Raw genomic sequence first — 5,465 nt, 5'->3', positions numbered from 1 at the left:
GCTTGGTGTCGTCGCGGAAGTCCCACGTGTACTGGGTCGGGGTGGCGACGACGTCAATGCCGTAGCCGAACAGGTCCGTGCGGAAGGTCTGCTCGGCGGGGTCGGTCAGGACGATCGTCTCCTTGTTGACCAGCACCCAGCCGCGGTCGGGCTGCATCTGGATGATCTGCGGGGCGATGGGGAGACGGCGGAAGTCCTCTGCGGTGAGGGTGGGGAGGAGGTCGCCCGGGCAGGCCCAGCCGGCGATCATGCGCCAGGGTTGCCACGGGTCGACGGGGGTGGCGCGGTCGCGGCGCCAGAGGGGCTGGACCGGTGGGTCGCCGTCGCAGTTGGGGACGACGGAGCCGTCCTCCGGGGCGCACGCGCCGCCGATGTCGGACTCGAGGGTGCCGGAGGTGACGTTGCAGAGGGCGGCGCGGCGGAGCTGGAAGAGCTCGATCCGGGGAGACACGGCTGCACGGGTGTAGGCGCGAAGCTCTTGTTCGCCTCGGAAGGCGGTTAGGTTCATCGAGTCGCCGGCGGCGTGCCCACCGAGACTGTCTGCCGATGCGCCGCTAGCCGCAACAATCACAAGCAGCACAGCAATGGCACTCGAGACGGTCCGCCGAGAGGTCACCGAGCAGCCACCTCGACGGGAGTTGCTTCTCGGACGCGCCAGGTCGAGTTCTCCCAGACGAGAGCCATGTCGACGAGGTAGGTCGATGGTCCGGGGAACGACTCGACAACGGAGCCCGTCGAGTCGAGCGTTGCTGAGGACGCTTGGACTAGTTCCACCTTGGCGGAGTAGAAGGAACCCGGATCGACTTCGGCTGCTGAGCCGGACGTGATCGTCGTCGCGCCGCCCTCGTCGTGATGCTGTGCGGCGATCTTGGCCTCGACGCCGGCCACTACGCTCGCGCAGAAGATGCACTCTGGATGAGTCAGGGAACTCCACTCGCGTAGATCGCCGGTGGCGTTCACGTAGGGGAACAGCAGCAGGAAGTACTCCGCCACCGCCACCGCGCCATCCACGCTCGGCGGCTCGTCCAGCGCCGCCGGCCGTTCGGGCTTCACGGTCACGTCCACCACGGGGGTCTCGGTCGGGGTGGGAGAAGGCGTCGGCGTGGGCGACTCCACCGGGGGCGCCGTGGAGGACTCGGTTGCGGTCGGAGCGCCCTCGGTACACCCGGCCAGGAGCAGCAACGCAGTCACAGGCGCAACGAGCAGGGCACGTGCGCGTCGACCGCTCCACCTGGGCATGCGGGCGAACGTACCGAAAACGGACACTCCCCGTCACGGCCGCCCACCCAGTTGTGGACAACCCTGTGACGACGACGTCGCAGGCGCGCTGGCTCGGCGACCCCGATCGCACCAGCCCGGAACCAGTGCCATACCAGCCGGGCACCGTGCTGTGAGCCGCCCGCAGCCCGCCGCGGACGACCGCTGTCCACCGACCACGGTGAAGGCGCCCTTCGTCTTCCTCAGGTGCGTGCCATTGCGCCATGCGCACCCTGGCACCTCTCCCACCGTCTCTTCTCTCGCTCGCCTTCGCGCGCCCGGCCCCTCGGCAAGCCCCGGCGTCCCGGGCGCGCTGGCATTGCACGGCGTGCGAGGGCTGCCGCTGGACATCGTCCCGGAGGTCGCGTTGCCTTCGGTGCACCCGCGACGGACGCGTGACGGCATCCGCGTGCGGCAGTTCGGCTCGATCGAGATCGAGCGATTCGGCAGCCGATCAATCGCGGCGCTGGTGCCGGCCTTGGTGCACGCGGTGCCTGAGCTGCCGCGCGACCACGCGATCGCCGTCCTGGACGACGTGCTGTACCGGGGTCTGCTGCCACGCCATGCGCTCGACGCGGTGCGGTCGCGGGTTCGCGGACGCCGCGGCTCAGCCCAGTGCGACTCGTGGTGGGACCTGGTCGATCCTCGAGCAGAGTCGCCGCTCGAGTCGTTCGCGCGGCTGCAGTGCACGGATGCCGGTCTCCCACCCGACGAGCTGCAGGTCGCGATCCGGGCGTCGAACGGTCAACTGCTGGGGCGTGGGGATCTGGGCTGGCGACTGGGGGCTGGTCGATGGCTCGTCGCCGAGATCGACGGGCGAGAGTTTCACGAGACGCCTGAGGCGGTCCTGCACGACCGACGACGCCAGAACGCGCTGCTGGCGACAGGGAACGTCGACCTGCTGCGGTTCACGTCTGCCGACATCGCCGCTCGGACCGTCATCCCCGTGGCGATCCGAAGTGCGCTGACCAAGGCGGGCAAGCCATGAGTGACGCCAAGCAGCGACTTGACCGAACTCATGGCTCGTTCGCCGCCTCACGGACCGTGGCATCAAGCCTTCAGTGACGGATAGAGGGTCGATCGCGTGACTCAGGGCTTGGTCGCAACGAGTGCGAGACGCAACCGCCCACGGCAACCCGGCCCAACAACTCGGCGGACGGCGCCCAGGTCGGGGTGGTAGGACGGTGCGCATGACTTCGACGCCCTTTCATGACCTCGATCAGTACGTCGGCATCCCTCGGCTGAGCGGGCTGGTCCTCAATGCGGACGGCACGCGGCTGGTGACCAGCGTCGCGACGCTCGACTCCAAGAAGACCAAGTTCGTGACCGCCCTGTGGGAGGTCGACCCGACCGGTGAGAAGCCGGCGCGCCGGCTCACACGCAGCGCCAAGGGTGAGTCGAGCGCCGCGTTCACCAGCAACGGCGATCTCCTCTTCACCAGCGCGCGGCCGGACCCGGACGGCAAGGACGGCGGCGGCGACGACGAGCCGGTCCCGGCGCTCTGGCTGCTGCCGCGCGACGGTGCGGAGGCACGCGTCGTGGCGGACCGGGCGGCTGGTCTCGGCGGGGTGCACGTGGCGAAGGACGCCGACGTCGTCCTGGTCGGCTCGGACGTCCTGCCCAGTGCGAGCGACGCCGAGACGGACGAGAAGCTGCGCAAGACGCGCAAGGAGAAGAAGGTCGCGGCGATCCTGCACGACGGCTATCCGGTCCGGTTCTGGGACCACGACCTGGGGCCGGAGTCGCCGCACCTGTTCGTCGCGGAGGTCGGCACGGACGTCGTCGCGCCCCTGGCAGGTGCCAAGGACCCGCGGCTGACCCTCACGGACCTCACGCCGGGCGCGCGCTCGGCGCTCGTCGAGCAGGGCTCGGCGATCAGCCCCGACGGTCGCACGGTGGTTACCGGCTGGAACCTGCCGTTGGCCAAGGGCGAGCAGCGGGGGCGGCTCGTGGCGATCGACGTGGCGTCGGGGGAGCACCGGGTGCTGGTCGACGACCTGCAGGCGGACCTCTGGTCGCCCGTCATCTCGCCCGACGGCCAGTGGGTGGCGTTCGCGCGCGAGTCGCTGTCCACGCCGCACGTCGCGCCGCGCGTCACGCTCCAGGTCGTCCCGCTGGCCGGTGGTGACGCGCGAACGCTCGTCGACAGCTGGGACCGCTGGGCGACGGGCGCGGTCTGGCTGCCGGACAGTGCGGGGCTGCTGGTGACGGCCGACGACGACGGCCGCAGCCCCGTGTTCCGCGTCGACCTGCAGAAGGACGAGGTCACGCGCGTGACCAGCGACGACGCGACGTTCACCGACGTGTCGGTCAGCCCGGACGGCACGGTCGCGTTCGCGCTGCGGTCGTCGTACGAGGCGCCGTCGCACCCGGTGCGGATCGACCTGGAGACGGGGGCGACGACGGCGCTGCGCAGCCCGGCCGCGACCCCGGAGCTGCCCGGCACCCTGACCGAGATCGAGACGACGACCGAGGACGGCCGGCGGGTCCGTGCCTGGCTGGCGCTTCCCGGGACCACGGAGAACGGGACCACGGAGAAGGCGCCGCTCCTGCTCTGGATCCACGGCGGCCCGCTGGGGTCGTGGAACGCGTGGTCGTGGCGGTGGAACCCGTGGATCCTCGTCGCGCAGGGGTACGCCGTCCTGCTGCCCGACCCGGCGCTGTCCACCGGCTACGGTCAGGAGTTCATCCAGGCCGGCTGGGGTGCGTGGGGCGCGGCGCCGTACACGGACCTGATGGCCATCACGGACGTGGCGGAGGCGCGCGACGACATCGACGAGACCCGCACGGCCGCGCTGGGCGGCTCGTTCGGCGGCTACATGGCCAACTGGGTGGCCGGCCACACCGACCGGTTCCGGGCGATCGTCACGCACGCGAGCCTGTGGGCCCTGGACCAGTTCGGTCCGACGACCGACGCCGCCTACTACTGGCAGCGCGAGATGACCGACGAGATGGCGCTGGAGAACTCCCCGCACCGGTTCGTCGACAAGATCGTCACGCCCATGCTCGTCGTGCACGGCGACAAGGACTACCGGGTGCCCATCGGCGAGGGTCTGCGCCTCTGGTACGAGCTGCTGGCGAAGAGCGGCCTGCCCGCCGACGAGGAGGGGAAGACCCCCCACCGGTTCCTGTACTTCCCGGACGAGAACCACTGGGTGCTCAGCCCGCAGCACGCCATCGTCTGGTACCAGGTGGTGCAGACGTTCCTCGCGGAGCACGTCCTCGCCCGATCGGGTGAGTATCCCGAGATCCTCGGGTGACGAGCGCTCTCGACGTGCGGGGTCGCCCGGTCGGCACCAGACTCACCGGTCAAGGCCGCGCGACAACCGTGCGGCTCGACGGAAGGACCGACATGGGTATCGGAGGCGGAATCGCCCTCATCGTCATCGGCGCGATCCTCTCGTTCGGCGTCAGCGACGCCGTCGACGGGGTCAACCTGACGGTGATCGGGTACATCTGCATGGGCGCCGGTGTCATCGCACTGATCCTGGCGATCGTGCTCAACAACCAGCGCAGCAACACGTCCCACACTRCCGTCGTCGAGCAGCGCACCACTCCCAACGCACCGCCCGCTCAGGCGGCCCCCGCGGCCCCGCCGGCCGCGCCGGTGCAGCAGACGTACCAGCAGCAGCCGCCGCCGGCGGCGCCGCCCGCCGTCTGACGCACGCACGACGAGACGCCCCCTCCCCTCGGAGGGGGCGTTCTCATGCCTCCAGCGGTCCCCGCACGATCGAGTCGCCGGAGTGGGCCGGGTCGCCGTCGAACTGCTCCTCGGACACGTCGACCACGGAGTACTGGCTGAGGTCGAGCCCCGCCGGCAGGTCGAACCGGCCGGAGGTGCCCTCGAGGGTGCCCAGGCTGACCAGCCCGCTGACGTCGGGCTTGAGCAGCCAGACCTCACGGAACGCGTCGTCGGACGGGGTGTCCTTGGACAGGTCGACGACCAGCACGCGGCTGCCGTCCGATCGCGTCTCGACCACGGCGGACCCGGACGCGTCCCAGCCGGGCAGCGGCTCGAGCGTCGCGGTGGCCTGCACGGTCACCGGGTCGGCGCGGTTGGCCACCCACCAGGCACCGCCGCCGCCGACCACCAGGCCCGCGGCCGCGGCACCGGCGATCCAGCCCCACGCGCTCGGGCGTCGGCGACGGGAGTCGAGGGGCACGACGGTGGCCGGGGCGCGGGTGGCGGACTCGAGGCCGAGCTCGTC

The 5,465-nt window shown here is 71.0% G+C and carries 5 protein-coding genes and 1 pseudogene; 3 read left to right on the top strand and 3 right to left on the bottom strand.

Annotated features, from left to right (window positions below; all coding sequences use genetic code 11):
- Together AC1DUQ_RS18860 and AC1DUQ_RS18855 are read right to left on the bottom strand one after the other, a co-directional pair.
- Positions 1–451 (bottom strand): annotated as a pseudogene (locus tag AC1DUQ_RS18860) (hypothetical protein); the annotation flags it as partial.
- 161 nt (positions 452–612) lie between these two features.
- A complete protein-coding gene (locus AC1DUQ_RS18855) occupies positions 613–1,068 on the bottom strand; it encodes a DUF6318 family protein (protein ID WP_477059345.1) in 456 nt (151 codons plus the stop codon).
- Positions 1,069–1,438: 370 nt separating this feature from the next.
- Here AC1DUQ_RS18855 and AC1DUQ_RS18850 point away from each other — a divergent pair, with 370 nt between their 5' ends.
- From AC1DUQ_RS18850 to AC1DUQ_RS18840, 3 genes are all read left to right on the top strand, one after another.
- Complete coding sequence (locus AC1DUQ_RS18850; protein WP_477074340.1) at positions 1,439–2,245, top strand: type IV toxin-antitoxin system AbiEi family antitoxin domain-containing protein; 807 nt, start codon at positions 1,439–1,441, stop codon at positions 2,243–2,245.
- A 202-nt stretch (positions 2,246–2,447) separates the two neighbouring features.
- Entirely contained in the window at positions 2,448–4,517 is a 2,070-nt protein-coding gene (locus AC1DUQ_RS18845; RefSeq protein WP_477059343.1) for a S9 family peptidase, read from the top strand.
- A 92-nt stretch (positions 4,518–4,609) separates the two neighbouring features.
- The gene (locus AC1DUQ_RS18840) at positions 4,610–4,918 is read left to right on the top strand and encodes a DUF6458 family protein (RefSeq protein ID WP_477074339.1); all 309 of its coding nucleotides are present in this window, start codon (positions 4,610–4,612) and stop codon (positions 4,916–4,918) included.
- A gap of 43 nt (positions 4,919–4,961) precedes the next feature.
- Here the strand turns inward: AC1DUQ_RS18840 and AC1DUQ_RS18835 are convergent.
- Positions 4,962–5,465 (bottom strand): anti-sigma factor (locus AC1DUQ_RS18835; protein ID WP_477074338.1); only part of this gene is annotated, 504 nt, incomplete at its 5' end.

The sequence above is a fragment of the Cellulomonas sp. P4_B5_2 genome (genome assembly GCF_056402235.1).
Note: the sequence above shows the minus strand (reverse complement) of the source record. Positions and strands in the feature narration are given on the sequence as shown.